The 26,116-nt window shown below is 43.9% G+C and carries 28 protein-coding genes; 2 read left to right on the top strand and 26 right to left on the bottom strand.

The window, feature by feature from the left end; genetic code table 11:
• Positions 1 to 25 precede the first annotated feature (25 nt).
• From GT589_RS09750 to lon, 11 genes are all read right to left on the bottom strand, one after another.
• On the bottom strand, positions 26 to 466 hold the full coding sequence (locus GT589_RS09750; protein ID WP_293398495.1) for a universal stress protein: 441 nt from the start codon (positions 464 to 466) through the stop codon (positions 26 to 28).
• 67 nt (positions 467 to 533) lie between these two features.
• On the bottom strand, positions 534 to 1,886 hold the full coding sequence (locus GT589_RS09745) for a glucose-6-phosphate isomerase (RefSeq protein ID WP_293398494.1): 1,353 nt from the start codon (positions 1,884 to 1,886) through the stop codon (positions 534 to 536).
• Between the two features lie 27 nt (positions 1,887 to 1,913).
• Positions 1,914 to 2,555 (bottom strand): DNA-3-methyladenine glycosylase, encoded by a 642-nt coding sequence (locus GT589_RS09740; RefSeq protein WP_293398493.1) that lies wholly within the window; start codon positions 2,553 to 2,555, stop codon positions 1,914 to 1,916.
• A gap of 47 nt (positions 2,556 to 2,602) precedes the next feature.
• Positions 2,603 to 4,231: a Na/Pi cotransporter family protein gene (locus tag GT589_RS09735; RefSeq protein WP_293398492.1), complete on the bottom strand. Its 1,629-nt coding sequence runs from the start codon at positions 4,229 to 4,231 to the stop codon at positions 2,603 to 2,605.
• Positions 4,232 to 4,372: 141 nt separating this feature from the next.
• Complete coding sequence (locus tag GT589_RS09730) at positions 4,373 to 5,974, bottom strand: NAD(P)/FAD-dependent oxidoreductase (RefSeq protein WP_293398491.1); 1,602 nt, start codon at positions 5,972 to 5,974, stop codon at positions 4,373 to 4,375.
• A 51-nt stretch (positions 5,975 to 6,025) separates the two neighbouring features.
• Positions 6,026 to 6,364 carry a hypothetical protein gene (locus GT589_RS09725; protein ID WP_293398490.1) on the bottom strand — a complete coding sequence of 113 codons (339 nt, stop codon included), beginning with the start codon at positions 6,362 to 6,364 and terminating at the stop codon, positions 6,026 to 6,028.
• Entirely contained in the window at positions 6,351 to 7,037 is a 687-nt protein-coding gene (locus GT589_RS09720; protein WP_293398489.1) for a DUF881 domain-containing protein, read from the bottom strand. The genes GT589_RS09725 and GT589_RS09720 overlap by 14 nt, the downstream gene beginning before the upstream one ends.
• A 35-nt stretch (positions 7,038 to 7,072) precedes the next feature.
• On the bottom strand, positions 7,073 to 7,267 hold the full coding sequence (locus GT589_RS09715; protein WP_293398488.1) for a hypothetical protein: 195 nt from the start codon (positions 7,265 to 7,267) through the stop codon (positions 7,073 to 7,075).
• Between the two features lie 140 nt (positions 7,268 to 7,407).
• Entirely contained in the window at positions 7,408 to 7,710 is a 303-nt protein-coding gene (locus tag GT589_RS10085; RefSeq protein WP_334296569.1) for an iron-sulfur cluster biosynthesis family protein, read from the bottom strand.
• A 100-nt stretch (positions 7,711 to 7,810) separates the two neighbouring features.
• Complete coding sequence (gene yihA, locus GT589_RS09705) at positions 7,811 to 8,422, bottom strand: ribosome biogenesis GTP-binding protein YihA/YsxC (RefSeq protein WP_293398486.1); 612 nt, start codon at positions 8,420 to 8,422, stop codon at positions 7,811 to 7,813.
• Positions 8,412 to 10,775 (bottom strand): endopeptidase La, encoded by a 2,364-nt coding sequence (lon, locus tag GT589_RS09700; RefSeq protein WP_293398485.1) that lies wholly within the window; start codon positions 10,773 to 10,775, stop codon positions 8,412 to 8,414. Before lon ends, yihA begins: the two co-directional genes overlap by 11 nt.
• A gap of 199 nt (positions 10,776 to 10,974) precedes the next feature.
• On the opposite strand from lon, the gene GT589_RS09695 reads away from it, so the two are divergent.
• Positions 10,975 to 11,487 (top strand): chromate transporter, encoded by a 513-nt coding sequence (locus GT589_RS09695; protein WP_293398484.1) that lies wholly within the window; start codon positions 10,975 to 10,977, stop codon positions 11,485 to 11,487.
• Positions 11,475 to 12,005 (top strand): chromate transporter, encoded by a 531-nt coding sequence (locus tag GT589_RS09690; RefSeq protein WP_293398483.1) that lies wholly within the window; start codon positions 11,475 to 11,477, stop codon positions 12,003 to 12,005. The genes GT589_RS09695 and GT589_RS09690 overlap by 13 nt, the downstream gene beginning before the upstream one ends.
• A gap of 13 nt (positions 12,006 to 12,018) precedes the next feature.
• Here the strand turns inward: GT589_RS09690 and clpX are convergent, their stop codons facing one another.
• The 15 genes from clpX to GT589_RS09615 all read right to left on the bottom strand — a co-directional run bounded on the left by clpX (position 12,019) and on the right by GT589_RS09615 (position 26,109).
• Positions 12,019 to 13,299: an ATP-dependent Clp protease ATP-binding subunit ClpX gene (gene clpX / locus GT589_RS09685; RefSeq protein ID WP_293398482.1), complete on the bottom strand. Its 1,281-nt coding sequence runs from the start codon at positions 13,297 to 13,299 to the stop codon at positions 12,019 to 12,021.
• Positions 13,300 to 13,330: 31 nt separating this feature from the next.
• Positions 13,331 to 13,915 (bottom strand): ATP-dependent Clp endopeptidase proteolytic subunit ClpP, encoded by a 585-nt coding sequence (gene clpP, locus GT589_RS09680; RefSeq protein WP_293398481.1) that lies wholly within the window; start codon positions 13,913 to 13,915, stop codon positions 13,331 to 13,333.
• Between the two features lie 126 nt (positions 13,916 to 14,041).
• Positions 14,042 to 15,331: a trigger factor gene (gene tig, locus GT589_RS09675; RefSeq protein WP_293398480.1), complete on the bottom strand. Its 1,290-nt coding sequence runs from the start codon at positions 15,329 to 15,331 to the stop codon at positions 14,042 to 14,044.
• Positions 15,332 to 15,493: 162 nt separating this feature from the next.
• A complete protein-coding gene (locus GT589_RS09670) occupies positions 15,494 to 15,964 on the bottom strand; it encodes a metallophosphoesterase family protein (RefSeq protein ID WP_293398479.1) in 471 nt (156 codons plus the stop codon).
• Between the two features lies 1 nt (position 15,965).
• Positions 15,966 to 17,333, bottom strand: a complete 1,368-nt coding sequence (rph, locus tag GT589_RS09665) for a ribonuclease PH (RefSeq protein ID WP_293398478.1) — start codon at positions 17,331 to 17,333, stop codon at positions 15,966 to 15,968.
• 47 nt (positions 17,334 to 17,380) lie between these two features.
• On the bottom strand, positions 17,381 to 18,997 hold the full coding sequence (locus GT589_RS09660; protein ID WP_293398477.1) for a pilus assembly PilX family protein: 1,617 nt from the start codon (positions 18,995 to 18,997) through the stop codon (positions 17,381 to 17,383).
• Between the two features lie 28 nt (positions 18,998 to 19,025).
• Positions 19,026 to 19,499 carry a type IV pilus modification PilV family protein gene (locus GT589_RS09655; RefSeq protein ID WP_293398476.1) on the bottom strand — a complete coding sequence of 158 codons (474 nt, stop codon included), beginning with the start codon at positions 19,497 to 19,499 and terminating at the stop codon, positions 19,026 to 19,028.
• A gap of 40 nt (positions 19,500 to 19,539) precedes the next feature.
• Positions 19,540 to 20,415, bottom strand: a complete 876-nt coding sequence (locus GT589_RS09650) for a hypothetical protein (protein WP_293398475.1) — start codon at positions 20,413 to 20,415, stop codon at positions 19,540 to 19,542.
• A 5-nt stretch (positions 20,416 to 20,420) separates the two neighbouring features.
• Positions 20,421 to 21,011, bottom strand: a complete 591-nt coding sequence (locus tag GT589_RS09645) for a PilN domain-containing protein (protein ID WP_293398474.1) — start codon at positions 21,009 to 21,011, stop codon at positions 20,421 to 20,423.
• A gap of 3 nt (positions 21,012 to 21,014) precedes the next feature.
• Entirely contained in the window at positions 21,015 to 21,956 is a 942-nt protein-coding gene (pilM, locus tag GT589_RS09640) for a type IV pilus biogenesis protein PilM (protein ID WP_293398473.1), read from the bottom strand.
• 19 nt (positions 21,957 to 21,975) lie between these two features.
• Entirely contained in the window at positions 21,976 to 22,494 is a 519-nt protein-coding gene (locus tag GT589_RS09635) for a type II secretion system protein (protein ID WP_293398472.1), read from the bottom strand.
• A gap of 51 nt (positions 22,495 to 22,545) precedes the next feature.
• Positions 22,546 to 23,301 (bottom strand): prepilin peptidase, encoded by a 756-nt coding sequence (locus GT589_RS09630; RefSeq protein ID WP_293398471.1) that lies wholly within the window; start codon positions 23,299 to 23,301, stop codon positions 22,546 to 22,548.
• Positions 23,302 to 23,381: 80 nt separating this feature from the next.
• Positions 23,382 to 23,738: a type II secretion system protein gene (locus GT589_RS09625; protein ID WP_293398470.1), complete on the bottom strand. Its 357-nt coding sequence runs from the start codon at positions 23,736 to 23,738 to the stop codon at positions 23,382 to 23,384.
• A 94-nt stretch (positions 23,739 to 23,832) separates the two neighbouring features.
• Positions 23,833 to 25,044, bottom strand: a complete 1,212-nt coding sequence (locus tag GT589_RS09620) for a type II secretion system F family protein (protein WP_293398469.1) — start codon at positions 25,042 to 25,044, stop codon at positions 23,833 to 23,835.
• Positions 25,045 to 25,056: 12 nt separating this feature from the next.
• Positions 25,057 to 26,109, bottom strand: coding sequence for a type IV pilus twitching motility protein PilT (locus tag GT589_RS09615; RefSeq protein WP_293398468.1), 1,053 nt, complete (start codon positions 26,107 to 26,109; stop codon positions 25,057 to 25,059).
• Positions 26,110 to 26,116: the final 7 nt, after the last annotated feature.

Here is a 26,116-nt window from a genome sequence, read left to right as displayed (position 1 = left end):
AGCCATCCCCAGGAGAGCATCACTGTTACGGAATTACAAGCACCGGCTTTTTGGCGTGATGCACAACGTTGTTTGTCACCGAACCCATGAGATATTTTTTAATGCCTGTCATACCCCTTGACGCCATAACTATCATGTCGACCTCTTCTTCCTCCGAAATTCTGAGTATTTCATCCACGGGATATCCCACAAAGCTAAGCGTAGTAACCTCTAAGCCCTCAAGCAGCTCCTTGGCGTTGTCGAGTATCTTTTGAGATATGTTCTTTAGATTTTTCAGGTCCTCGTCAGTATACGAGTACTGCACATATGAGTATTCCACCTGAAGAGCGCTTGGCATGTTGAGCTCGATCACATGAAGCAGTAAAACTTGCGCCGGAAAACTCTTGGCCATCTGGCCTGCAAGCTCTATGGCCTTCTTGTTAGCTTCAGAACCATCAACTGGAACAAGTATTTTTTTGATCTGCATGTCAATTCCTCCTATAATATGATCTACTTAACCCTTTATTGATTTTATGACTCTAATTTTTAATCATTTATTCCGAAAGCCTTTCAAGCATTTTCCGCTTCTGCTCTTCATAGCCTGGTTTTCCAAGGAGTGCAAACATGTTGCGCTTGTATTCTTCAACGCCGGGCTGGTCAAACGGATTGACTCCAAGAAGATAGGCACTCATGGCACATGCCTTTTCGAAAAAATAAACCATGTATCCAAAGCTATGTTCATCCATGCCCGGAATGTCTATTGCAATGTTCGGCACCCCGCCGTCTATATGGGCCAGCATGGTCCCCTCCATTGCCTTTTTGTTTATGTAGTCTACTCCTACTCCCTCAAGATAATCAAGTCCGTCAAGGTTGCCCGGATCAGAGGCTACGTTTACGTCATAGCGCGGAGACTCTACATTAAGCACAGTCTCAAACAGCATCCTTCTCCCCTGCTGTATGTACTGCCCTAGCGAATGAAGGTCTGTAGAAAAGCTTGCTGATGATGGATATATTCCTTTTCCGTCTTTGCCTTCGCTCTCGCCAAAGAGCTGCTTCCACCACTCGGCTATGCTTGTAAGATGCGGCTCATAGCTTACAAGCAGTTCCACAAGCATCCCCTTGTTGTAGAGTATGTTCCTTATTGCAGCGTACCTGTAGGCGTCGTTTCTGGAAAGCTCCTTTTCAGATAATAGCTCCTGGGCTGTTCTTGCACCTTCTATCACCCTGTCTATATCTATTCCCGCAACGCACATTGGCAAAAGTCCTACTGGAGTCAGCACCGAATAGCGACCGCCAACATCATCCGGTATGACAAAAGTCTTGTATCCGCTAGAATCAGCAAGCTTTCTAAGGGCTCCTTTTTCTCTGTCGGTCGTTGCAATTATTCGGCTTGCAGCCTCTTCCTTGCCATATTTTCTTTCCAGCATTCCCTTGAGCACCCTGAAGGCAACAGCGGGCTCTGTAGTAGTGCCGGATTTAGAAATTACATTTATGCAAAAATCGTTCTCCTCAAGCAGGTCTGCAAGCTCCTTCAAATAAGTAGAGCTTATGTTGTTGCCTGCAAAGACGACTCTTGGTGATTTACCATTTCCCTTGTCAGTGAAATTCCTGAAATAGCCGGTTAGCATTTCAATGGCTGCTTTCGCGCCAAGATAAGATCCACCTATTCCTACGACCACAAAAATGTCGCACTTGCCTGATATGTGCCTGGCCGTCTCTTTTATTTTATCAAGCTCTGATTTTTCAATGTTTCCAGGCAAATCAAGCCATCCAAGAAATTCCGAGCCGGGCCCGCTTTTTTCGTGAAGCATCTCATGAGCCGCACTTACAAAAGGCTCCATGCAGCTAATCTCGTATTCCGTTACAAACCTTTCAATCCCCCTGCAGTCAAGCTTTAACTCGCCCATCCCTTGTCCCCTTCCTAGCTGCCTATACTATTTTTTCGAAACGAATTTGTTGTCCCTTATATAGAATCTGTACAAAAAATCTGCGGCTTCCTGCGCATAATCTATGTTTACCCTTTTTGCCTCGATAATATTCTCTTTTTCGATTTTTTCCCCTTGTGCTATGAACAGCTCATTGCTTTCTACCAGGTCCTCACCATAAAATCTCCTGTCTATGTTCATAGCCATGCAGAGCTTGCCTGGGCCGTTCGTCAGGTTCCTTAAATTTCCGGATGCAAGCTCATAGCTGCCAAACCTGTTCCTGTGCATGCACTGAATCCCATCAATAGGTTCGGCGGCTCTTATGAGCACCGCCCCTGCTTCTCCGCTTTTACCTGTGACTATGTTGAAACAGTTGTACATTCCATATATAAGATATATATATGCAAGCCCTCCATGGTCGTATACGACCTTTGTCCTTTGAGTGACCTTATTGTCGTTGAAATGGGCAGCCTTGTCGCCATCTCCCAGATAGGCTTCGCACTCTACTATTTTTGCGACCATTGTAGTCCCTGAGTCATTTCGGACTATCAGCTTGCCCAGCAGTTCCTTAGCTACCTGCACCGGCTCTGCCTCAAAAAAAGCTCTTTCGAGTCTCCTGTATGCCACAAAATCATCTCCCAGCATAATCATATACGTTTATTATAATAGAAAAAGGGCGGAAAATTCCGCCCCTTGCTTTATGCGCTCTTTGAACCTACTGAATCAAGCACCGCCTTTGCAATGTTTGATGCATGGTCGGCAATCCTCTCGAGGTTGCTTATCATGTCGAGGAATATTACCCCTGCCTCTGGATTGCACAGACCTTTGTTGAGCCTGTATATGTGGTTCATCCTGAATGACCTTTCCATGACATCTACTTGCTCTTCCATGCTTATAACTGTCATCGCTATATCCTTGTTGGCAGTCTTCATGGCCTCAAGGGCTGCCTCGTAGGCATGCATTGTCTTTTTGTAGATGGACTCGAGATCGCCTATTGCCTCATTTGAAAACACGAGATTCTTTTCAAGCACTTCCATTGCAAGCTCTGCAATGTTCTCTGCATGGTCTCCTACTCTTTCCATGTCATTTACAGTACTGAAAAGTCCATCCACCAACTCCCTGTTCTCGTCTCCCAGCTCCTTGTTGGATAGCTTGACCAGATAGTCTACCAGCGCCTTTTCAAGTTCGTTTACTTCCTTTTCGATTATGAATGTGGTTTTAACTTCACTTATATTCCTGTTGAAAAAACCATTCATAGATGCTTCGAAGGATTTCTTGGCAACATTCCCCATGTGAAGGCATTCTCTTATCGTGTTGGCCAGAGCAATGCTAGGGGTTTCGAGTATCCTCGAATCTATATACTTTGTAACCTTGAATTCCTCTTCGCCCTCTTTTTCAGGTATCACTGTATTGGCTATTTTCACTAGCATCATGGCAAACGGAAGCTGTATGACCACGTTTATTATGTTAAAAAATGTATGTGCGTTTGCAATCTGCCTTGTCACATTTGACGGATCAAGCATAGTGACTACGTATGTTATAGGTTTTGTGAATATGAATATGAACAGCAATGTTCCTATGACGTTGAAACTAAGGTGCATTATAGCCGCCCTTTTGGCATTCTTGCTCGCACCGATGCTTGAGAGCATCGCAGTTATACATGTTCCTATGTTGTCTCCGTAGAGTATTGGCAATGCTGCACTAAGCGGCACAAGGCCTTCTGACGCAAGCGCAAGCAGTATTCCCATAGATGCGCTTGAGCTTTGTATTATTACAGTAAGCCCGAATCCTATTAGTATTCCAAGCAGCGGATTGTTTGAGAATCTTACAATCATGTCCGTAAAGCCAGGGTAATCCCTGAGGGGCTTTACTGCATCCTTAAGGAACTCCATACCGATAAAGAGTATACCAAAGCCTATCATTATTTCTGCAATCTGCTTTGTCTTTTCATTACTTGAGAACAGATAGAATATCATACCTATACCAACTGCAATAGGCGCAAGATCGGTGAGACTGAATGAGACTAGCTGTGCCGTCACGGTCGTACCTATGTTGGCACCCATTATGACACCAACCGCCTGTGTAAGGTTCATTATCCCCGCATTTACAAAACCTACGACCATTACCGTAGTGGCACTCGAGCTTTGAATTATAGCCGTTACAAAAAGTCCCACAAGAGCTCCCATATATTTGTTGCTTGTAAGCAGCTCAATAATTTTTTTCAGCCTGTCACCTGCAGCCTTCTGTAATCCCGCTCCCATAAGATTCATTCCATACAGGAAAAGCCCCAGACCGCCTATTACGCCAAAAATTATCTTTAAGGCCATATGTATCCTCCTAAACATAACAATATTTTTAACACACCCGTAACATTCTATCAAAATTATACCCGCCTTATGTTAAGAATATGTTAAATATATTAAAAAGATTAAGAACATGTTAACTCGCAGTAATTTTTTTGTTAATTTTTATTCTGGAGAATACATATTTATTATTTTTTCTGCAACTTTCATGCCATCGACAGCAGCCGATACAATCCCGCCCGCATAACCTGCGCCTTCGCCTGCAGGGTAGAGTCCTTTTACTTTAGAAGACTCAAGCGTTTCTTGGTCCCTTACAATCCTAACAGGGGCAGACGATCTTGTCTCAACGCCGGTAAGCACCGCTTCCTCCATTGAAAAGCCCCTCAGCTTTCTGCCCATTGCCTGTATTCCTTCGCTTATTGCTTCGGCTGCAAAATCCGGCAGGCACTTTCTCAGGTCGGAATATTCTGTTCCCGGCCTGTAGGTAGGTCTGACTCCGCCTAGCGAGCCTGATTTCACTTTATTTATGAAATCACCTGCTTTTTGCACAGGTGCATTGTAGTTTGAGCCGCCCAGCTCGAATGCAAGCCTTTCGTATTTTTGCTGGAAATGCATTCCAGCAAGTGGGTGGGCGCTCCCAAAATCAGCAGGATCGACATTGACTATAAGCGCGCTGTTTGAATTCTCTCCATTTCTGGCATGATAGCTCATTCCGTTCACAACAAGCTCGCCCTTGCTTGAGCTTGAGGCTATCACCTCACCTCCCGGACACATGCAGAAGGTATACACGGACCTACCGTTTGCGCAGCTGTGCGTCAGCTTGTAGTCGGCCGCCCCTAGTCTTGGATGATTGTAGCTTTCGCCGTACTGGGCCTTGTTTATGACTATCTGCGGATGCTCAATCCTGACACCCATGGCAAAGGGCTTTTGCATGAGCTCTGCGCCGGCAGCATGAAGAGCCTCATACGTGTCCCTGGCGCTGTGCCCTATTGCAAGTACAGCGCAGGAACATTCAAGCTCTTCTTCATCGTTTATTTCAAGAGCCTTGATGGCTCCATTTTCAGTACTGAAGCCGCTGACTCTCGCTCCGAATCTGATTTCTCCGCCCAGTTCAAGTATATTGAGCCTTATATTCTTAACAACTTCCTTTAGTATGTCCGTACCAACATGCGGCGTATGTGAATATATTATTTCCTCCGGAGCACCGGCTCTTACAAGCTCACTAAGTACCCTGCCGCATCTTGTATCCTTTATTCTTGTTGTCAGCTTGCCATCTGAAAAAGCTCCCGCACCGCCTTCCCCAAACTGTACGTTTGAATCCTCGCAAAGCTCTCCTGTGCTCCAAAAATGCTCAACATCAACAGTCCTCCTGTCGACATCCCGCCCCCTCTCGAGCAGCACGGGCCTGTACCCGTTTTGTGCAAGGGTGAGCGCCGCAAACAGTCCCGCAGGACCCATGCCTATTACAACTGGTCTTTTTTCAAGCGGCATGCTTCCCCTTGCAATTACAGCTTCCGCATCCGGTTTCAGCGGTGACACATCCCTGTCTCCCGCAAGTCTTTTGAGCACTGCTCCCTCATTTTTTACTTTCGCATCGACTGTGTATACAAAGCTTATTTTGCTTTTTTTTCTGGCATCGACAGATTCCCTTACTATGTTGTACTCTAGCAGCTCATCCGCTTTGAGCTTGAGCTTTCTAAGTATCTTCCCTTCAATGCTTTCGAGTTTTTCGTCTATTCCCAGCTTTATGTTTGACACTCTTATCAAATAAAACACCTCTTTCTTACCTGGACAGTAGAAGACCAAATCTCGCCGGCTCTATTCAAAAGCCACGCGGATTTGGTCATTTTCTTCAATGCCTGCGGTTTCAGTTTTTACAAATTCTATTATGTCAGCTGCCAGCTTCGCCTTGTCGCCTGCCGCATCCTTATTTACATTGTTTACAATAGCCCAAATTTCCCTGCCTATCTCAAGCCCTCTGGCCTTCAGAGCTTCCTCCGGCTCGAGGATAACCACCTTTACATCGCATATGTGCGATTCCCTGTCTCCGAGCATTACCTCGCAGTCGAACCTGTATAGGCTGTAAAAGCATGTATTCTTATATGGCGTAACTTCCTCAACATGCGAAAACTTCAAAGCTCCATCATCTCCTGACATATTTTAATTTTTTTTCATCCTCAAGCCTTGGAATAGTTATTTTGCCTGATTTCTTTATTGAAATGTCCATATCATATGCTTTTCTCATGCTCTCAATCAATATGTTGTCATCGTTTATATACTTATTTAGTCGTTCGATGTCGCCAATCACCCTTATATCATAGGGCTGCACTATTGGCACAGAATTAATGTTAATGTGATTTCCGGCAAGCACAATTTCAGTATAGGGACTTATTCGCTGGCCATTTATGGATATAGCCTCTCCACCATAATATCTTATATCGTTAATTAGCAGAAGAAACCATTTTTTCTCTTCCATAATGAATCCCAGATTCTCATCCCGCTTGGTATCTATCTTTATCGACAGACCGCTTCCTGAGGCTTCAAGATATCCAAGCGTCAGCTTCATGTCTTCAACCTCTTTTTTGAGCTTTTTTATCTCAGGGCTTTCATCCTGCGCCGAGTTCTCATAGAGACTCACCCTGTGCTTTGCAGTCCTTATGCTGTCGCCCAACTGCGTATTTTCTTTTCTTATCTGGTTAACCTGCGCCGTAATCTCCCTGTCTATGAAGGACGACTCAAACCTTTCATTGTACCCCGCTTTGAATTGTATCCCCATCATTATACCCAGCAGCACTAACATGAGCACCATAAGGTTAATCCTATTCTTCATAATTCATCATCCTTGTGAGTTACTTTTTGATTTGCCTATCTGAAAGAATCATTTATGTAATTTTCAAGCTCCTCCACCTTTTTTTCAAGCACAGCAATTCTGCCTGAAAGTTCGCCATTTTCAGATGTTCTGAGGTTGAGCCTTTTAACAACATAAAGGCATGCAACTACGGGCAAAGCAAGCATGACCATGGCTATTATGATATTTATTCCCTGAAAAAGCAAAAACATAGTATATTCCCCTTGCTTTTTAAATTTTGCAGATATTTAGATTATACCAAATACCACGGCAATATGCTGAACAATATGTCATTTTTGGCATAAAATAAGCCCCGGAATCCAGTTAAGACTCCAGGGCTATTTGCCATCTTCTAGCAGCTGCTCGATATGTTGGATTCAACTGTGAATCCCTTGCTGTACCACTTGTTGGAATAATCTATATCTACCGAAGTCAGATTGCTTGCAAGGTCGTTGTCTATTAACACTTTGAAACCAGCAACCTCTACAGCTTCGTCATCTTCTTTTTGCTCATCCAGAGCAATTGAGAGCACTGGGCCGCCTCAGCCAAATCTCGAGATGTAGACTCTCACAAAATCCTTGTCCTTCGACTTGCTGTTTTTGCTGTAATACGATTCAAGCTGTTCTCTTGCCGAGTTGCTTACATTAACTATCATTATTAATTCCTCCCCTTGCATTTGTTTTTGTAATATCATTATACCCTGCAGGGGTATAATTGTAAACAAAAAAATTCCGGGGTTAACCGGAATTTTTTTGTTATTCTACTGTTATCTCATATCCATTACGCGCGTAGGAGTCGATTATTTCGTCCCACACCTCATCAACGCCGGTTTTTTTAAGGGAAGAAAGGAGTATTATCTTTTCGTCCGCAGCTAGTCCCAGCTTTTTTCTTATCATGGCCATGTGCTTCTGATACTGGCCTCTTGTTATCTTGTCTGATTTTGTTGCTATTACAGTGCAGTCATAGCCGAAATGTTTTATCCACTCGTACATTATCCTGTCGTCTTCCTTGGGCTCGTGCCTTATGTCAACAAGCAGGAATATACTGCAAAGCTCCTGTCTGTCGGCGAGGTATTTTTCCATAATGCCTCCCCACTTGCCCTGCTCCTCCTTTGAGACCTTTGCATAGCCATACCCTGGAAGGTCCACGAAATAAAACTCTCCGTTTACCTTGTAAAAGTTGATTGTCCTGGTCTTGCCCGGATTCTGGCTGATTCTTGCAATGCTTCTTCTGTTGAGCAGCGTATTGATTGAAGACGACTTTCCAACATTGGACCTTCCGACAAATGCTATCTCAGGCAGTCCTTCGGCTGGATACTGATGTTTTTCAACTGCGCTTGTTATAAACTCTGCGTTCTTAATTTTCATTATTATCTTCCTTATCATCCTTTGCTACAAGGATATTCTCTAGCACCTCGTCCATGGTCTGAACAGGAATTATCTTGAGGGCTCTTCTGACATTCTGAGGTATCTCATCGATATCCTTCTCGTTTTCCTTAGGGATTATGACTGTTTTTATGCCTGCCCTGTGAGCGGCAAGCGCCTTTTCCTTAAGTCCGCCTATCTCAAGAACTCTTCCTCTTAATGTTATCTCTCCGGTCATGGCAACATCGCTTTTTGCGGGAACTCCTGTCAATGCGGATATAACGGCAGTGGCCATTGTTATACCGGCTGAAGGTCCGTCCTTTGGTATGGCGCCTTCAGGTATGTGTATGTGTATATCCATGTTCTTGTGGAACTCCTCGTCAATGCCGAGTTCCTTAACCTTTGACCTTATGAAAGAAAGTCCTGCCTGCGCAGATTCCTTCATGACGTCACCAAGCTGTCCTGTGAGCACGAGCTTGCCTGTTCCCGGCATAAGCGCCACCTCGATTGAAAGCGTATCGCCTCCAACCGTAGTCCATGCAAGGCCCGTCACGATGCCTACCTGTGGCTTTTCCGCAACAGTCTGGTAGCTGTATCTGTGTTTTCCAAGATACTTTTCGAGATTTGCGCTTGTCACCTTGACCATGTTGAGCTTTGGATTCTCGACATAGCTTTTGGCAGCCTTCCTGCAGAGCTTGCCGAGCGTCCTCTCGAGCGTTCTAACACCAGACTCTCTTGTGTAGTAGTTTATTATATCAAGCATTGTCTTGTCAGGTATCTTTACAAAACCATCAGCAAGGCTATGCTCCTTTATCTGCTTTGGAAGCAGGTGCCTTTTGGCGATCTCCAGCTTTTCCATCTCAGTGTATCCAGAAAGCTCTATTATCTCCATTCTGTCCCTTAGTGGTCCAGGTATTGTGCTCAGGCTGTTGGCCGTAGTTATAAAGAGCACTTTCGAAAGATCAAAAGGAATCTCCATATAGTGGTCTGTAAACTCCTTGTTCTGCTCCGGATCTAGCACTTCTAGCATAGCTGAAGCAGGGTCGCCCCTGAAATCAGACGCCATCTTGTCTATCTCGTCGAAAAGGAAAACTGGATTCTTCGTCTTGACTTCCTTTATAGCATTTATTATTCTTCCAGGTATTGCGCCCACGTAAGTTCTTCTGTGGCCCCTTATCTCGGCTTCGTCTCTGACGCCTCCAAGCGAAACCCTTACAAACTTTCTGTTCATGGCTCTGGCTATAGACTTTGCTATAGAAGTCTTGCCTACTCCCGGAGGTCCCACAAAGCAAAGTATCGGCCCCTTCATGGATTTGGCGAGTTTTCTTATTGAAAGGTACTCGAGTATCCTCTCTTTGACCTTTTCAAGGCCGAAATGGTCCTCATCAAGTATCTTCTGGGCTTCCTTTATTTCAAGCTTGTCCTTGGTCTCCTTGTCCCATGGCAGAGAGAAGAACGTATCAACGTAATTTCTGATTACAGCCGCCTCTGCAGAAGATGAAGACATGCTCGTCAGCCTTTTGATCTCTTTTTCAATTTTTTCCTTTACTTCCTTTGGAATCTTAAGCTTGACGAGTCTCTCCTTATATTCGTCTATTTCGTCAAGGGCTTCTTCGTCTTCACCAAGCTCCTTTTGTATTGCCTTGAGCTGCTCGCGCAGATAGTATTCCTTCTGCAGCCTGTTAACCTGTTTTTTGACTCTCATGTTTATGTTTTTTTCGATTTCGAGTATCTCGATCTCCTCAAGCAGAATCTCATAGAGCTTTTCAAGCCTTTCCTTCGGATCGAAAATCTCAAGTATGTCCTGTTTTTGCCTAGGCTTGAGATTCATGTTGGCTGCAACGGTGTCGCAGAACCTGTCCGGCTCTTCGATGTCAGAAATTGTAAGCAAAATTTCAGGAGTCACCTTGCTTCCCACATTCACATACTCCTCGAAGGCGTCCATTACGCTTCTCATAAGAGCCTCTGTTTCCTTGTCAGGCTCGACTTCCTCGAGGTAATCAACCTCTTCAAGTACCGCCTTGAAGTAAGGCTCTTCCTGTATGACTTCCTTAACTCTTGCCCTTGCTATACCCTCTACAAGCACTCTTATAGTGTCCCCTGGTAGCTTGAGCATCTGCTTTATCTTGCATATTGTTCCCACATGGTAGAAGTCATCAACTGTAGGTATGTCTATTTCGGCTTCCTTCTGGGATGTCAGGAAAATAAGCTGCTCGCTTACCATAGCCTCTTCAAGCGCATTTATAGACTTTTCTCTTCCAACATCAAAGTGAAGAACCATGTATGGAAATATCGCCAGACCCCGAAGGGGTATTAGCGTCATTGTATGCTCTCTGAATACAATATTTTCGTTCATTTAATCACTCCTAACTGCCATATAATAGCCGTAGCTGTAAATCCCCTACTATTATATATTTAGTAAATTTATTTTTCAATAATTATATATCCTATTAATAATACACTATATGCCGCAATCTTTAAACATTTATATGCAAATACTATTGTATGGTATAATCTATAATTAATACGAATGCCGTAAGAAAGGAGGCTTTTCCGTGTTCAAGCTTTTATTGTCGTTTTTCAAAATAGGCTTCTTTACCTTCGGCGGCGGCTACGCCATGATTCCTCTCATAGAGGAGGAGCTTGTGGCAAAACAGGGCATAATCGACTCACACGATTTCGTCGACATGATTTCAGTGGCCCAGAGCTTTCCAGGACCTATAGCAGTCAACCTTTCGCTCCTCATTGGCTACAGGCTTTACGGCCATATCGGAAGCCTCATCTGCTGCTTTGGCGCTGTTTTTCCTTCGTTCATATCGATACTCCTGCTAGCCTGGATATACAGTATCGGCAAAAGCCTGGATGTGCTTGATGGATTCTTTTATGGCGTAAGACCTGTCATGGTGTCTCTGCTGGCATGTTCCTTCCTTGCGCTTTTCAAAAAGATGAACAGATCCCACAAGAATATTGCACTGCTCGCTATATCGTTTTTGCTTGTGACTCTGCTTGATGTCAATCCAATATTCATTATAATCGCAGGAGGTGTAATGAGCATATGGACAAACTGATATCTCTTTACATAACCTTCTTCAAGATTGGGATGTTCACTTTCGGGGGAGGCTATGCCATGCTGCCGCTCATTGAAAAGGAGATAATAGACAGGCATGGGTGGCTTACAAGCACAGAATTTCTGGATCTTCTGGTGCTTTCACAGAGCTCTCCCGGTCCTATAGCCACAAACAGCGCCACATTCATAGGCTTCAAATACTACGGCATCGCCGGCAGCATAGTAGCCACTGTCGCCGTCACATCATTTTCAATAATTTCGCTTGGTCTATTCTCACCCATAATTGAAAAATACAAGGATTCCAAGTATCTAAGAGCTCTTTTTAGCAATCTTAGACCCCTTACGATAGGTTTCATCTTATCAGCTGTGTTCTCGGTATCACTCAAGGGAAGCCTTGATCCAGTTTCAATTGTAATAACTGTCGTATCCTTCCTGCTGCTCTACAGCGGCAAGCTAAGTTCCATAGCCGCCATAGGAGTTTTCGGCATTGTCGGGATAATATTAAAAGGGGCTCTATAGCCCCTTTTGTTTGTTACGCTATTTCACCAGGTTCCTGGCTTTCATCTGTTTTTCCTTTGCTGCTTTTGAAAATCACAAGCGGAGCCTTTGCCTCAGATATGCACTCCTTTGTGATTATTACTTTCTCAATATCGTCCCTTGACGGAATCTCAAACATAACGTCTGTCATAGTCTTTTCAAGTATGCTTCTAAGGCCCCTTGCGCCCGTTTTTCTTTCAATGGCTTTTCTGGCAGTATAGATTAGAGCTTCCTTTTCTATCTCAAGCTCCACATTGTCTATTGCGAATATCTTCTTATACTGCTTCACAAGCGCATTCTTAGGCTCTGTGAGTATCCTTATCAGCGCATCCTCGTCAAGAAGGTCAAGTGTCACTATAGCAGGAAGCCTTCCTATGAACTCAGGTATGAGTCCGAATTTGAGAAGATCCTCAGGCTCAACCTGCTCATAGAGCCTGCTTATGTCCTCAGCCTTGTTGCTTTCTATCTCGGCTCCAAAGCCTATCGACTTGTGTCCTGTCCTCTTTTGGATTATCTTGTCTATACCGTCGAATGCTCCTCCGACTACAAAGAGTATCTTGCTTGTGTCAATCTGCAGGAACTCCTGATGAGGGTGCTTTCTTCCTCCCTGAGGCGGAACATTCGCAGTAGTGCCTTCAAGTATCTTTAGCAGCGCCTGCTGAACTCCTTCACCGCTTACATCCCTTGTAATAGATGGATTGTCAGATTTTCTGGCTATCTTGTCTATCTCGTCGATGTATATTATTCCTCTCTCGGCCTTTTCGATATCGTAGTCTGCCGCCTGTATCAACTTGAGCAGTATGTTCTCGACGTCTTCACCCACATAGCCAGCCTCTGTAAGCGATGTGGCATCAGCTATGGCAAAAGGCACATTGAGTATCCTTGCAAGAGTCTGCGCAAGCAGAGTCTTTCCAGAACCCGTAGGTCCAAGCATAAGGATGTTGCTCTTTTGGAGCTCCACATCATCCTTTGTCTCGGAGCCCGAATTGAATATTCTCTTGTAATGATTGTATACGGCAACCGCAAGCGTCTTTTTCGCAACCTCCTGGCCTATTACATACTCATCAAGTATCTTCTTGATGTCCTTTGGCTTTGGAAGTCCGGTTATTTCATTCTCAACCGCATCCTCGAACTCTTCCTTAATAATCTCCTGACAAAGCTCTACGCACTCGTCACATATATATACGTTCGGACCTGCTATGAGCCTTCTTACCTGGTCTTGTGATTTTCCGCAAAAAGAGCATTTAAGATGCTTTTTGTCATCAAATCTTGACATTTTTTCACCTCTTCATATATTTGGCTACGCCTTATACCCTCTTTTCCAGTATTTCATCTATTATACCATATTCCTTGGCTTCCTGCGCACTCATGAAATAATCTCTCTCAGTGTCGGCTTTTATCTTATCGATGCTCTGGCCTGTTCTCTCAGAGAGTATCTGGTTTAGCTTTTCCTTCATTTTGATTATTCTTTCAGCGTGTATTTGTATATCTGTAGCCTGGCCTCTTGTTCCTCCTAGAGGCTGGTGAATCATTATCTCACTGTTTGGCAGCGCCATTCTCTTGCCCTTGGCTCCGGCTCCAAGCAGGAAGGCTCCCATAGAAGCCGCCATTCCTACGCATACAGTAGCAACATCAGGCTTGATGAACTGCATTGTGTCGAATATTGCCATGCCTGCAGTTATGCTGCCTCCTGGTGAATTTATATAAAGATATATGTCCTTATCTGGATCTTCTGATTCCAGGAACAGCAGCTGAGCCACTATAAGCGATGCTGTTGTATCATTAACCTCTTCTCCAAGGAAAATGATTCTGTCCTTAAGAAGCCTCGAGTAAATGTCGTAGCTTCTTTCTCCTCTTCCGGTTTGTTCTACTACTATTGGTACGAGTGACATTGTAAATACCCCCTTGTTATGACTTTTGTTTGTATAATGCCATACATCTATTATATACCAATAAGGGCGCCAATAAACAAGAGATTTGAAAAAAAACAGCGGCAGTGCTGCCGCTGTCATTGTTCACTATGCTATTTTGGCGTTCTGATAAAGCATTTCTACAGTCTTTTTAACAAGCATGCTTTCCTTTATGCTAGTGATATCCTGAGGTCTAAGAGTCTTCTTAACCTTTTCAAGATCCATGCTGTAAAGCTTTGCCATTTCCTCGAGCTCCTTGTCGAACTCTTCTTCGTTTATTTCTATCCCTTCAGTCTTGTATATCTTCTCAAGCACTAGAGATCTCTTAACGTTCTTAAGAGCCTGCTCCTTCATTTCGTCTTTCATCTCATCTCTATTTTTGCCTACGAACTTGACATATGTATCCATGTCAAGGCCTTGGTATCTAAGCTGCATTTCGAAATCCTTCATCATAGCCTCAGCTTCAGCATCAACCATAACCTCTGGAACCTCAACAGTTGCAGCCTCCACAACCTTTTCAACCATGGCATTCTTCATTTCGGATTCAACCTTCTTGTTTGCATCCTCCTGAAGCTTGCTTTTTATATCGGCTTTAAGCTCGTCAAGAGTGTCGAATTCGCTTACATCCTTTGCAAACTCGTCGTCAAGCTCTGGAAGCTCCTTGTACTTGATTTCGTTTATTTTTACTTTGAAAAGCGCAGGCTTGCCTGCAAGCTCCTCTGACTGGTAGTCAGCAGGGAACTCCACGTTCACGTCAACATCAGAACCAAGAGCTGCTCCTATAAGCTGCTCCTCGAAGCCTGGTATGAATGTGTTAGAGCCTACAACAAGGCTGTAGTTCTCGGCAGATCCTCCCTGGAACTCAGCTCCGTCTACAAAGCCCTTGAAGTCTATAGCAAGCATGTCTCCGTCCTGAACTCCTCTGTCAGAAACATTTACATATCTTGCGTTGTTTTCTCTTTTTATCTCAAGGTCTTTAAGAACCTCTTCATCTCCTACAGCTGCCTCTTTCTTTTCAACCTCTATTCCCTTGTACTCGCCAAGCTCAACTTCTGGCTTAACAGTAACGTTAACAAGCATTACAAGATCCTGTCCGTCTCCTATTTGCTCAACCTCGTCTATTTCAGGCATTGCAACCGGATCAAGTCCAAGCTCCTTAACTGCCGCATCGTATGCAGCCGGGAACACTATGTTTATGGCATCTTCATAGAATATACCCTTGCCATAGTTCAATTCTATTATCTGCTTAGGGGCCTTTCCCTTTCTGAAGCCTGGTATGTGGAATCTTCCCCTTAGCTTGTTGTACGCCTTGTCAACTCCAGCTTGGAAATCTTTGCTCTCTACCACAAGTTTTATTACTACGTTGCTTTTTTCTTTTTTTACTAGTTCTGAACTCATTGATATTCCTCCTTACATTTATTCTATTTGGCCGGTTATTCGCCATTACTTGCAGTTGGTAATCTTCTAACCATTTCAATATTATATCATACAATGCAGCATAAAGAACAAGTTAATTAATCATTTGCACCAAAAAAGCCGCCTTAACGGCAGCTTTTTGCCTCATATCACTGTTATTGTTGCATTTATTGCCTCGTTTTGTATCTCCAAAAAACCTATTGTATGCATGTCGCCCATTCTTGGCCTCGCGGCGCTTCCTGGATTGAAAAAAAGAGTGCCGCCCTCTGTTTCGCAAAGAGCCACGTGGGTGTGCCCAAACACCACAACATCTGCTTTTTCTGCCACCGCCCTTGCTTTAAGGCTTCTCATTCCGAACTTGACACCGTATGCGTGGCCATGGCAGAGCATTATCCGCTTGCCTGAAGCTTCGAATATGATCTCCTCCTCGACATCGTCGTGGTCGCAGTTGCCCTTGACTGCTAATACGTCAATCCCCGTTCCGCGGTGAATAATCACCGAATCCCTGAAATTGTCGCCCGTGTGGAGTATCATATCGCAGCCCTCGAGCATCTTCGAGGCCTTTTCAATCCAGCTTTCGCTGCCGTGAGTATCCCCTACTACTCCTATTTTCATACTAACCCAGCCTTTTTCTGAATTCCTTTTTCATGTTGTCAAGAGCCTTGGCCCTGTGGCTTATCCTGTTCTTGAGCTCAGGCTTTATCTGCGCGAACGTCTGTGACTGTCCGGTTGCTATAAAAAGCGGATCGTATCCAAAGCCGCCTTCTCCCTGAGGGCTCGTTACTATCCTGCCGTTGCATTTTCCTTTCACCGTGAACTCTTCGCCGCCCGGGTATACAACCGCAATCACAGATACGAACTTGGCGCTTCTCTCGTCTTCGCCTGCATTGGCCATCAGCTCCAACAGCTTCCTGTTGTTATCTTCGTCAGTCGCGTCTTCGCCTGCAAACCTTGCAGAATAGACTCCAGGCTGGCCTCCCAGAAAATCAACCATAAGCCCCGAATCATCGGCAATAGCAATCTTTCCTGTGCGCCTTGCAACCTCTCTGGCCTTTATTAGGGCGTTCTCCTCGAAGGTAGCGCCTGTCTCCTCTATCTCCAGATTTGCAAGACCGGCATCTGCCATTGAAAGGAGCTCGAAATTGAAGTCCTCGAGTATCCTTGAAAACTCTGAAAGCTTGCCCTTGTTCTGGGTGGCTATCACAACCTCCATTTTCTTTCTCATTATGAGGTTTGTTATCTCTTCGCCGAGTATTTCCTTTTGAATGTGTATTAGCTCCCTCACGCCTTTTTCGCCGAGGCTGAGCATTTCAAAGAGTTGCTTTTTCTCGAAGGGGTGAGTTTCAGCAGTACCTTGTAGCTCTACAAATTCTCCCTTGTCTGTCATTATTATGTTCATGTCAACCTGGGCCGAGGAATCCTCTTCGTAGCAAAGATCGAGCACTTCGTTTTCTCCTACTATGCCTACGCTGACCGCCGCTATGAACGACTTAAGGGGCATCTCCTGAATCATGCCTTCTGCGTACAGCTTGTAGAAGGCGTCTGCCAGTGCTACGTAGGCGCCTGTTATCGAGGCTGTCCTCGTACCGCCGTCCGCCTGAAGCACGTCGCAGTCTACCCATACTGTCCTTTCGCCGAGCTTTGAAAGGTCGACTACTGATCTGAGGCATCTGCCTATCAGCCTTTGTATCTCCTGGGTCCTGCCCTCTACCTTGCCTCTTGAAGATTCTCTTATCTTTCTTTGGCCTGTAGCCCTTGGCAGCATGGAGTATTCTGATGTTATCCAGCCTGTGCCTGAATTTTTGAGGAATGGCGGCACTTTCTCCTCGATTGAAGCGGTGCAAAGCACTTTAGTGTCTCCTATTTCTATAAGAATCGAGCCTTCAGCGTATTTTGTAAAGTTTCTCGTTATTTTCACTTTTCTTATCTGGTCAAATTTCCTGCCGTCGCTTCTCACTTGCATCATCCTTTCACTTTCTTCCATAAGTTACGCACATTATATATTAACATAAAACAGGCTATTTAATGTATCTATTTTGCTTCGCGCCAGTAGTTTACTTTGTAGGATTTTACTTTCGACGATTCATCTTTTACTGCTTCGCCTGGAGTATCTGTGTTCTCTTGATTGTCTTCATTGACAATATAGAAATCGGACAGTTTCTCGTATTCATTCATCTTCTTATACGTTATATGCTTCACGCCTTCACCATAGAAAAATATGTTTCCTCCTGCTATTAAGCTACCATCAAAACTAAAATTCCCCGTTACAAAGATGTTCCCTGTTGTAAATATTGTTCCTTCGATATTGTTAGGAAGCTCTTTGCTCACAGCAGAGTCGCCTTCCCTTATATACAACTTATTCTTGTCACCCTCATAAATGTATATATCATTTTCTTTTATATATGTGACTTTTCCCTGTCCTTTACCGTTGCTGAACACTATTGATTCTGTTTCCTTGACTTTTTCATTGTCAAATTGATTGAATATGTCATTGTCCCTTGTGCCAACGAGCATCTCTCCCCCCACGTTTATCTTTGCATCACCATTTGTAACAGGTCCCTCTGCACGTGTTGAGATGTTCCCTTTGACTACATGCAACAATACATTGCCATTGTTTCCGTTGTTTCCTTTATTGGCAGGCAGTTCAAGATACTCCATCACAGTGTTAATTTCATCTTCTGCTATATATTTATTTTGCTTTATAATCTTTTCTAGTTTATCTTTGTCATAGCCTACAACTATGCCTCCTATGTATTCCTTTACAGCTTCATCACTTACCTGTGATGTACCATATGTATATATGTCTCCTTCCTGTATTTGGACATTAGCCCCAGTCACAAATATATCGCCCCGAGACAAAAGGGTTTTTGAATATATGTCATTTTTGCTTACGATTTTACCTGTATATTCATATTTCGGCAGGGTTATATCGAGTGATGCCTCAAGTGTTTTTCTAATCTTATTGTAGGATCCTTCGGATTCTATCGAAACAGCTACGCTGCCGCCATTCTCATCCTTGTTATCTGAAATAACATAGTCTGATTTCATGGATATTTTTCTTAGCTTGCCGCTTTCTTCGCCAAATTCCGATTCATATTTGAAATTCTGGATTCTATCCGATATAGCCACAGATATGGATTCATCTTCTAATACGTCTTCTTCAAAGCTTTTATACGCTTCAAGTGTCTTGCTAGGATCAAGCTTTTCGCCTGTTTTTACTCTTTTGCCGTTTTCATCCAAGCTATAGACAGGCTCGTATTTAAGCAGGCTATCATCCAGTAAATTGTCGAGTCCCAATAAAGTTCCAAAGTATACCCTCTTGAACTCGGCTTCTACTATGGCATTTGCTTTCTCTTCGCTTATATCCTCTCCGCTAAGCTTGCCGACAAATTTTCCATCAACCCATTCTCTCGCCTTTTTTTCAGCTTTTGCAGTTTCGTCATCTATGACCCACATGGCGTGCTCCACTGCTGCGTCTGCTGCGTAGAATGCCTTGTTCTTGTCTGAGGCGAGCCTTCCCATCTTAAAGTTGCTCATTGAAAGTCCGATAATAGACGCCCCTAGCATGGTAAGTACAAATACTATGAGCAAGCTGTATAAAAGCATGGAGCCGTTTTCACTATTTATTATTTTTTTTATGCTGCCCATGATATCACCTGCCTTGCATAGTTTTGGCCTATTTTTTTGATTTTCTCGCAAGCGAACTTAGCTCCGCTTCTTTTTCTTCGTTGAAGTATACACTGACATTAATCTCAAGCAACGTTTCAAGCGCAGGGCTTTCTTCGGGATTTTCTTTGTAAGCCTCTGGCTCTGTGTTTGACTCATATTTGGAGTATTCAACCTTGGCAATGTAGCCTCTGGTGTCGCTTATTTGTGAAACCTGGGATGTTACGTCATCTCCAGATTCGTCAAAATATTTTGGTATGCTTTTTCCCTCTCCATCCTCTTGAAAATCAATCTTTTCTGCTCTCTTCGCTTTTTCAGACTCCATTACGTTTTGTGCTACATAGTTTGCCTTTACATGTCTTTTCGTATCGTTGTCATTTTTTACTGATGTTGAAAATACTCTTAGCGTGGCTGCCCCCATGAGTGTTATTATAAATACCGCCACCACCACTTCCACTAAAGTAAATCCTCTGTTTGACTTCATTTAATGAACCTCCGAAAGGCTTGTCGTCTTTAACTGCCCCTTAAAAATCAGACTCCTCAAGGAGCTTGTCCTCTGATGAACTCCTGCTGCTTTGATTGTTCGAGCCGGAGCTACGCGAATAATTCAGCAGGCTTAGTCTTCCTGTCATGAATGGGTCGCTGTTGCCGTAGTTTGACTTTATGTTCCATTCGATTTCAGTCTGCTGTCCGTTTTCATAGTAATATGGGAATTCAAGCTCTATCGTACCTTCAATGTTTCGCTCCGTATTTTTTATAGCTACACTCTTTATGATTATTTTCCTCGTGCTCTTTTCCATCTCCAAAAGCGCTTTTTTTAGGTCTGCGTAGTTTCCTGAAAATGATATTTTAGCACTTAACGCATCTACAAAACGATCCTCTTCTTTTTCCGATTTTTCATCGTCATCGTTTTTAACATTGTCAGCTTCTCCACTTTTTTTGTCAAGCGAATACTCCTGTATGTCTATTTTCTTTCCTTCCTGGAGGAACTTGTCATACTCAGCCATAACCTGCTCGACGGAATAAGTCTCCTCCGTGACTCTCGGTTTTTCGGTTTCATCGCTCGTATCCGAAAAGCTTATCGAGCTAGTCTTTATGCTGCTATCCTTGAATATATTTTCTATGTACACAATTATCTGTTCCTGGTGAGCCAGCTGAGGAATCGCCTGTTGTATCTCCCTGTTCGCCAGCTTCAAAGCCTCCACCCTTTTGGAAAGACTGTCCTTCTGCGCAATTTCGCTGTTAAGGCTGCTTTTGAGCTTCAGGTTTGATTCATAGCGCGCCTTTTGCTCTCTTAGCTCCATGAGCCTTGGCATGAATATGAAGTTGTATATTGCGTATGCAGCTACTATTGCAGCTAGTCCGCCAACCATTATTTTTTCTCTGCTGGAAAGTTTCAATATATCTACCTCCCGAAGCTGCATGTCAGCGTGAAGCTGCAGCCGGAATTTTCTGATGAATCCCTTTCTATGCTTGATACAAAAACCTTTTCAAAATAACCGTCGTCCTTTAGGTTGTGTACAAACTCTGCCACTGAAACCTCGCTGCCCGCTGTACCCTTTATTACTATTTCGCCTTCCGAGCTGCTCGTTACATTTATAAAGCCTATATCAGTCGGAAGGTTTTCCTCAAGTGAAGAAAACATTGACGTGAAGGATTCGTTTTCTTCCTCTATGCGCTGAAGTATCTTTCGTTTCTCTTCCACACGCTTTTCAACCGAATCCAGGAATGCCTGATGCTCGCTAGCAAGCTCCAATGTTCCGGAACTCTCCTCCATATCCGCATTCAGCTTATCAAGACGGCTTATCTCTCTTCCAATTCCTATATACACGCCGCTTGCAAATCCAAGGATTATTATTGCTGCAATCCCGGCTGCGACATAATTCTTCCCAGATTTTCTTCTTCTTAATATCTCTTCGGGGAGAAGGTTTATCTGTTTGCTCTTTAGTTTTTTTATGTTGTGGGGTTTCTTGTCCCCCTTCTTCTTCAATAACATGCTTTATTCTCCCCTTAGTACTGCGCCTATTGCAGGTATTAGCATCGAATAGTCCGAAATCCTTTTTTCATTTTCAACTGAAAGTTTTTCAAAATCATGAGGCACGTTTAATTTTCTCACCGCCGCATTGGTTGTCTCCTCAAGATATTTTTCTATTCCCTCAGCATTTGAAGCCCCGCCTGTTAATACGATGGTGTCTATTTTCGATCCGAATTTTCTTGTCCTGTAATAGTCCATAACACGCCTTACTTCCTGCGATAATCTTTCAAGCGATTCCCGGGAATCGACACTTACTGAGGCAATTTCGATTTCTGCAAAATAATCCATTCCGCTGAACACGACAAACCGCGTATGTTTTCCGCCCATATCGACAAATAGAGTATTCCTCCCATCTTCCAGGACAGCGCTTCTGGCATAGTTCGAAATGCAGCTTGAGTGGATGTCAACCGAATTAACCCTGAGGCCGCACTCTTCTGCAAGATTCAGGTAGCTTTCCACTACCCTTTGAGGCACGGCCGCCACAAGGCATTTAAGCATCGGAATCCCTTCTTCGATAACCTCATCGATTATTCTGTAGTCTATTATGTAGTCTTCTCCCTGACCAAGCAGGAAGCTGTGGGCTTCCATTTTCACTATGTTGCCAATCTCCTTGTTGCCAGCCAGCGGAAATTTTCTTTCTCTTATTATGAGGGCACTTGATGAAAGGCTTATAAAGCATTCGCTATTTTTGCAGCCCAGCTTTGCCACAGCTTTTGAAAGCTCATCTTCGAAAGGGTTGCTCCCAAAGAAGGCATCCATATTGAGAGTTCCGTCTTCTTGAAAAGCTCCATTTGGAGTTTTTATTATCTCGTATCCGTCCGCTTCGAACTTGCCCTTGTTTATCCTGCCAGCCACAAGCTTAATGTTGCGGCTTCCTATGTCAATTCCCACAAGCTTTTTGCGCATGTTTTCCTCCGTTAAATCCTTAATCTTTTCTCAGATTAACCATTGTTGAAATCTCGTAGTCATTAATTCTCTTGCCTTTGACTGATATTGTATATTTTATGCTTTCCAGCTCTTTGCCGATTATTTCAGGATTCCCCCCCGCTTCCGCAGGCTCATCGACTATGTTTTCGAAGCTGAGAAGTATTTTCAGTTCGACCTTTTCAAAGTCCTTGCTTAATTCCGGAGCAAACAATTCTTCATTATCTGTCGAAATAGTATTATCATCTATTTTTATCGTATTAACTTCCACTTTATTTGAGTTTTGATTGTGAGGTCCAGCATCAATCTGCGACAGCTCAGCCATCCTTGTAATGTCAACGATTTTCTCCATAGCGCCTCTTGCAAGCCGCATTGCCTTTATGTTCTCGTCCTCCTTGTGGAAGACCTTGTATCCCGAGCTGAATGTCCCTGCAAGCGGGAGCATTATGACACCTATTACTGCAACAACGCAAAGCAGCTCTATGAGTGTAAATCCTTGTTTTTCTTTTAAAAAACTCATCCGCTTCACCGCAATGCCCCCATTCAAATCGACTTCAAAAAATATAATTCGTTACATCAGATACCACCTTAATATCTCATCGAAGAAAAGTCCTGAAATGAGAACCCCCGCCGCGAGAAACGGTCCGAAGGGTATGTAGTCCTTCCTTCCCTTGATCTTGAAAATAAGAAGTAAAAGTGATACGAAACCGCCTATCATGAAACCTATGAAAAGCGCGAGGAGTATTGGTCCGTTGCCGATAAATATACCCATTGCGGCCATAAGCTTTATGTCTCCGCCTCCCATGGCTCCTTTTGTTATTACCGCCATCAAGAGGAGTATTCCGCTGGCGCTGAAAAATCCTATGAGAGCCGAAAGAAGTGTCACATCCCTTGCAATAAGATTGAGCAGTATGCCCGCCCCTATTGAAAAAACAACTATCTCATCGGGTATTATCTTGTGCTCAAGGTCTATGAAGGATATCGCAAGCAGTATGCACATCATCACTGAATACTTCAGGAAAACTGTCGAAAATCCGAGCATCGAAAAAAGCCATACAAAAGATATACCTGTAAGCAGCTCCACTATCGGATACCTTATGGATATGCTGCCCTGGCAGCCTTTGCATTTGCCATTTTGCAGCATATAGCTCAAGAGTGGCATGTTTTCAAGCGCCGAAAGCTTCCTTCCGCATTTCGGGCAGCGCGAAGGAGGGAATACTATGGACTCATCCCTTGGAATCCTGTATATGCATACATTGAGAAAGCTTCCAATAACAAGTCCGAGTATGAATATGAAACTGTATGAAATGAAATCTGTGTTAGACATTTTTTTCTCCGTTATGTTGTATTTGGAGCGGCAAAGAACATAAAATCATGCACATTGCCGCTCCGATTATGTAATAAATGTTATTCACTAAAAACTCCATCTGAAAATTTTGCCTCATCTCCAGAAGGAAGTACCAACTTTTTGTTGTCGACTTTATAACTGCCTGCCTTAATCATATCATTATCCTCTAAAAAATCAGCTACTTCTGCTGCTGTAGTACCTTCAACTTCTTCACCTGTTTCTGCTTTGTATCTTTCAACTGCCTCATTCAATACAGCAATTGTCTGCTTGTCAGAAGCATCCTTTGCATCTTTTGTTATGCCTCCAATTTTCGGTATTGCCACAACAGCTATCATCCCAAGAACTGCTATGACAACAACAAGCTCAATAAGAGTAAAACCTTTCTTGCTTTTAAGGATTTTATTAATTGTCTTCATCGTTTTCACCTCCTTCCACAAAAACATGATGAGTCTATATGCAGAAGACTATCTGTTCCATTAGGTCTGAACAAATAATCATAGTGCAATCAAATTAACTTCCCAGATACTGATACATGTCGAACATTGGCATTACTATTGCCATTACTATCGTCCCTACTATCACAGCCATTACTACTATGAGTATAGGTTCGAGCAATGCCGTCATCCGTGTTATGGAATCCTCTACTTCCATGTCGTAGTAATCTGCAGATTTTGAAAGCATTTCGCTAAGTGTTCCGGATTCCTCTCCCACCTTGACCATGGATATTAGCATAGGCGGGAATATTTTGACTTCCGAAAGTGACTGTGCAAAACCCTCGCCTCTTTTTATATCGCTCATTACAGCATCCATGCCCTTGGCCACGACCGTGTTGCCCATTATCTTCTTGACTATCCCCATGGCCTGTATTATCGGAATTCCACTTGCAAGAAGCGTAGAAAGAGTCCTTGAAAACCGCGATGACATTATCTTTATGTTCATTTCCCTTACAACGGGGATTGCTATTTTAAGCATGTCGAGCCTGTGCCTGCCCCGCGTGCTCGTCATGTATTTCCCGGCTCCGAACATGGCAAGCATGAGCAAGGCAAACACCATGTACCAATAGTTGCTCATTATTTCTCCGCCTTTTAGAAGCATCCTTGTCAGCAACGGAAGCTGCGCTCCAGAACCCTCGAACATGTCAATGAACGTAGGAAGCACGAACACCATGAGAAAAGACACCACCATGAAGGATACCGCCACTATTATCGCCGGATACGTCATAGCTGTCTTTATCTTCCTGCTCAGCGCATTTTCCTTTTCAAAGTGCCCAGCCATCCTCTGCATCACGACATCCATCTGGCCTGATGTTTCCCCCGCTTCTATCATATTTATAAGTATTTCAGGGTATGTATTTTTCTCCAGCTTCATTGCTATGGAGAGAGTCTGACCCTTTTGGAGCTTCTGGTAGACATTGCCCAGCGACTTTGCTAGAGTTTTGTTTTCTGTCTGCCTCCGCAGGACATCTACGCATTCAAGTATTGATATTCCCGAATCAAGCATGGCGTGGAACTGCCTGCACATCATAGCAATGTCCTTTATTCTTATCTTTCTCCTGATTTCCAGCTTTATGTCCCTGTTTGCCAGTGTCTGCGGCTTGACGCTTATTGGGTATATGTCTTTTTCCCGAAGTTTTCTTATTGCTTCGAACTCACTGTTTGACTCTATGACTCCTCGAAGCTTCTTCCCATTGGCACCAAGCGCTTCGTATATGTAGTTTTCCAAAAAATCACCTTCTTATACGTATCGTGTAAGGGCTTCCTTGTCAAATGCGCAGCTGAGTGCGTCATCGTAGCTTATTGTCCCTTCCCTGTAGAGTCTTGCCAGGGAGCTGTCCATAGTGTGCATATTCTGCTTGGCACCTGTTTGTATTGCGCTCACTATCTGGTGAGTTTTGCCTTCCCTTATGTGATTTCTTATGGCCGAATTGCATGCCATAATTTCCGTTGCGACAACCCGGCCCTCGCCGTCAGCTCTGTTTACAAGCTGCTGGGAAACTACGCCCTGAAGTACAGTGGCCAGCTGGACCTTTATCTGGTTTTGCTGGGATGGCGGGAACACGTCTATTATCCTTTCTATAGTCGACATCGAATCCATTGTATGGAGAGTCGAAAGCACCAAGTGTCCAGTTTCGGCTGCCGTAAGGGCTATCGCAATAGTCTCGAGATCCCTCATCTCTCCAATCAGAATTACGTCAGGGTCCTGCCTTAGCGCCGCCCTTAGCGCATCCTGGTATGAATGGCTGTCGCTGCCTATCTCTCGTTGGTTGACTATGCTCATCTTATGCCTGTGAAGATATTCTATAGGTTCCTCAAGCGTAAGTATGTGACAGCTTCTTGTCCTGTTTATCTCATCTACTATTGATGCTAGCGTTGTTGTCTTGCCCGAACCTGTCGGTCCGGTGACGAGCACCAGGCCTCTTTTTTTGTCTGCAAATTCCTTGACTGCCAAGGGCAATCCCAGTTCGTCTATTGTTGGAACTTTGAGGGATACCACCCTCATGGCCACGCAGTAACTGCCTCTTTGCTTGAATACGTTCACCCTGAACCTTCCTACTCCGACCTCAGAGTAAGACAGGTCGGTTTCGCCTTTTTCGTGCAGCATTTCTATATGCCTTTCACTTAGAAACTCCATGGCCGTCTCTTCAATGGATGAAGGAGTGCATGGGTCATGCCCCTCAAGCTTTTGAAGCTTTCCGTCTATTCGCACAATAGGCGGCACTCCTACACTAAGGTGAAGGTCCGAAGCGTTGAGCTCCACAATCAGTTTTGCCAATTCTCGCAATGTCATATTTTGC

The organism is Peptoclostridium sp. (assembly GCF_009881055.1).
Classification (GTDB): domain Bacteria; phylum Bacillota; class Clostridia; order Peptostreptococcales; family Peptostreptococcaceae; genus Peptoclostridium_A.
The sequence above is the reverse complement of the archived record's forward strand: the minus strand, read 5'-3'. Positions and strand labels throughout refer to the sequence as shown.

Bases quoted from the DNA above. Each gene is read 5' to 3' on its own strand.
- GT589_RS09630 (WP_293398471.1), bottom strand. From the start codon at position 23,301: ATGTCTAACACAGATTTCATTTCATACAGTTTCATATTCATACTCGGA.
- GT589_RS09750 (WP_293398495.1), bottom strand. From the start codon at position 466: ATGCAGATCAAAAAAATACTTGTTCCAGTTGATGGTTCTGAAGCTAAC.
- GT589_RS09635 (WP_293398472.1), bottom strand. From the start codon at position 22,494: ATGAGTTTTTTAAAAGAAAAACAAGGATTTACACTCATAGAGCTGCTT.
- GT589_RS09690 (WP_293398483.1), top strand. From the start codon at position 11,475: ATGGACAAACTGATATCTCTTTACATAACCTTCTTCAAGATTGGGATG.
- GT589_RS09615 (WP_293398468.1), bottom strand. From the start codon at position 26,109: ATGACATTGCGAGAATTGGCAAAACTGATTGTGGAGCTCAACGCTTCG.
- GT589_RS09660 (WP_293398477.1), bottom strand. From the start codon at position 18,997: ATGGGCAGCATAAAAAAAATAATAAATAGTGAAAACGGCTCCATGCTT.
- GT589_RS09625 (WP_293398470.1), bottom strand. From the start codon at position 23,738: ATGAAGACAATTAATAAAATCCTTAAAAGCAAGAAAGGTTTTACTCTT.
- GT589_RS09715 (WP_293398488.1), bottom strand. From the start codon at position 7,267: ATGTTTTTGCTTTTTCAGGGAATAAATATCATAATAGCCATGGTCATG.
- clpX (WP_293398482.1), bottom strand. From the start codon at position 13,299: ATGTCAAGATTTGATGACAAAAAGCATCTTAAATGCTCTTTTTGCGGA.
- GT589_RS09720 (WP_293398489.1), bottom strand. From the start codon at position 7,037: ATGAAGAATAGGATTAACCTTATGGTGCTCATGTTAGTGCTGCTGGGT.
- GT589_RS09735 (WP_293398492.1), bottom strand. From the start codon at position 4,231: ATGGCCTTAAAGATAATTTTTGGCGTAATAGGCGGTCTGGGGCTTTTC.
- GT589_RS09740 (WP_293398493.1), bottom strand. From the start codon at position 2,555: ATGATTATGCTGGGAGATGATTTTGTGGCATACAGGAGACTCGAAAGA.
- GT589_RS09655 (WP_293398476.1), bottom strand. From the start codon at position 19,499: ATGAAGTCAAACAGAGGATTTACTTTAGTGGAAGTGGTGGTGGCGGTA.
- GT589_RS09725 (WP_293398490.1), bottom strand. From the start codon at position 6,364: ATGTCAGGAGATGATGGAGCTTTGAAGTTTTCGCATGTTGAGGAAGTT.
- GT589_RS09745 (WP_293398494.1), bottom strand. From the start codon at position 1,886: ATGGGCGAGTTAAAGCTTGACTGCAGGGGGATTGAAAGGTTTGTAACG.
- rph (WP_293398478.1), bottom strand. From the start codon at position 17,333: ATGGAAGAAAGTGAAAGGATGATGCAAGTGAGAAGCGACGGCAGGAAA.
- yihA (WP_293398486.1), bottom strand. From the start codon at position 8,422: ATGAAAATTAAGAACGCAGAGTTTATAACAAGCGCAGTTGAAAAACAT.
- clpP (WP_293398481.1), bottom strand. From the start codon at position 13,915: ATGTCACTCGTACCAATAGTAGTAGAACAAACCGGAAGAGGAGAAAGA.
- pilM (WP_293398473.1), bottom strand. From the start codon at position 21,956: ATGCGCAAAAAGCTTGTGGGAATTGACATAGGAAGCCGCAACATTAAG.
- tig (WP_293398480.1), bottom strand. From the start codon at position 15,331: ATGAGTTCAGAACTAGTAAAAAAAGAAAAAAGCAACGTAGTAATAAAA.
- lon (WP_293398485.1), bottom strand. From the start codon at position 10,775: ATGAACGAAAATATTGTATTCAGAGAGCATACAATGACGCTAATACCC.
- GT589_RS09645 (WP_293398474.1), bottom strand. From the start codon at position 21,011: ATGTTATTGAAGAAGAAGGGGGACAAGAAACCCCACAACATAAAAAAA.
- GT589_RS09670 (WP_293398479.1), bottom strand. From the start codon at position 15,964: ATGAAAATAGGAGTAGTAGGGGATACTCACGGCAGCGAAAGCTGGATT.